This is a genomic window from Streptomyces sp. NPDC002734 (genome assembly GCF_040295685.1).
Taxonomy (GTDB): domain Bacteria; phylum Actinomycetota; class Actinomycetes; order Streptomycetales; family Streptomycetaceae; genus Streptomyces.
Map to the genome: position 1 here is coordinate 1 of NZ_JBEOVU010000074.1, position 1,851 is coordinate 1,851.

Consider the following 1,851-nt stretch of genomic DNA (forward strand, 5'->3'; position numbering starts at 1 on the left):
GTGATGGGTAGGGGAGCGTCGTGTGCCGGGTGAAGCAGCCGCGGAAGCGAGTTGTGGACGGTTCACGAGTGAGAATGCAGGCATGAGTAGCGATACAAACGTGAGAAACGTTTGCGCCGATTGACCAAGGGTTCCTGGGTCAAGCTGATCTGCCCAGGGTAAGTCGGGACCTAAGGCGAGGCCGACAGGCGTAGTCGATGGATAACCGGTTGATATTCCGGTACCCGCTTTGAAGCGCCAAACATTGAATCCAGTGATGCTAAGCCCGTGAAGCCGCCCTTGATCTCTTCGGAGTGAGGGGGAGTGGTGGAGCCGGTGACCCGAGCTGGTAGTAGGTGAGTGATGGGGTGACGCAGGAAGGTAGTCCATCCCGGGCGGTGGTTGTCCCGGGGTAAGGGTGTAGGCCGTGCGGTAGGTAAATCCGTCGCACATCAAGGCTGAGACCTGATGCCGAGCCGATTGTGGTGAAGTGGATGATCCTATGCTGTCGAGAAAAGCCTCTAGCGAGTTTCATGGCGGCCCGTACCCTAAACCGACTCAGGTGGTCAGGTAGAGAATACCGAGGCGTTCGGGTGAACTATGGTTAAGGAACTCGGCAAAATGCCCCCGTAACTTCGGGAGAAGGGGGGCCATTTCCGGTGATGAGCTTCGCGCTCTGAGCTGGGGGTGGCCGCAGAGACCAGCGAGAAGCGACTGTTTACTAAAAACACAGGTCCGTGCGAAGCCGTAAGGCGATGTATACGGACTGACGCCTGCCCGGTGCTGGAACGTTAAGGGGACCGGTTAGCTGGCTTTCGAGCCGGCGAAGCTGAGAACTTAAGCGCCAGTAAACGGCGGTGGTAACTATAACCATCCTAAGGTAGCGAAATTCCTTGTCGGGTAAGTTCCGACCTGCACGAATGGCGTAACGACTTCTCGACTGTCTCAACCATAGGCCCGGTGAAATTGCACTACGAGTAAAGATGCTCGTTTCGCGCAGCAGGACGGAAAGACCCCGGGACCTTTACTACAGTTTGATATTGGTGTTCGGTTCGGCTTGTGTAGGATAGCTGGGAGACTTTGAAGCTCACACGCCAGTGTGGGTGGAGTCGTCGTTGAAATACCAGTCTGGTCGTGCTGGATGTCTAACCTGGGTCCGTGATCCGGATCAGGGACAGTGTCTGATGGGTAGTTTAACTGGGGCGGTTGCCTCCTAAAGAGTAACGGAGGCGCCCAAAGGTTCCCTCAGCCTGGTTGGCAATCAGGTGTTGAGTGTAAGTGCACAAGGGAGCTTGACTGTGAGACCGACGGGTCGAGCAGGGACGAAAGTCGGGACTAGTGATCCGGCGGTGGCTTGTGGAAGCGCCGTCGCTCAACGGATAAAAGGTACCCCGGGGATAACAGGCTGATCTTCCCCAAGAGTCCATATCGACGGGATGGTTTGGCACCTCGATGTCGGCTCGTCGCATCCTGGGGCTGGAGTCGGTCCCAAGGGTTGGGCTGTTCGCCCATTAAAGCGGTACGCGAGCTGGGTTTAGAACGTCGTGAGACAGTTCGGTCCCTATCCGCTGTGCGCGTAGGAGTCTTGAGAAGGGCTGTCCCTAGTACGAGAGGACCGGGACGGACGAACCTCTGGTGTGCCAGTTGTCCTGCCAAGGGCATGGCTGGTTGGCTACGTTCGGGAGGGATAACCGCTGAAAGCATCTAAGCGGGAAGCCTGCTTCGAGATGAGGACTCCCACCCACTTGATGGGGTAAGGCTCCCAGTAGACGACTGGGTTGATAGGCCAGATCTGGAAGCCCGGTAACGGGTGGAGGTGACTGGTACTAATAGGCCGAGGGCTTGTCCTCAGTTGCTCGCGTCCACTGTGTT

At 57.1% G+C, this 1,851-nt stretch carries 1 rRNA gene; it reads left to right on the forward strand.

The features are described 5' to 3' along the window. Positions 1-1,829 (forward strand): 23S ribosomal RNA (locus ABT026_RS32090); the annotation flags it as partial. Positions 1,830-1,851: the final 22 nt, after the last annotated feature.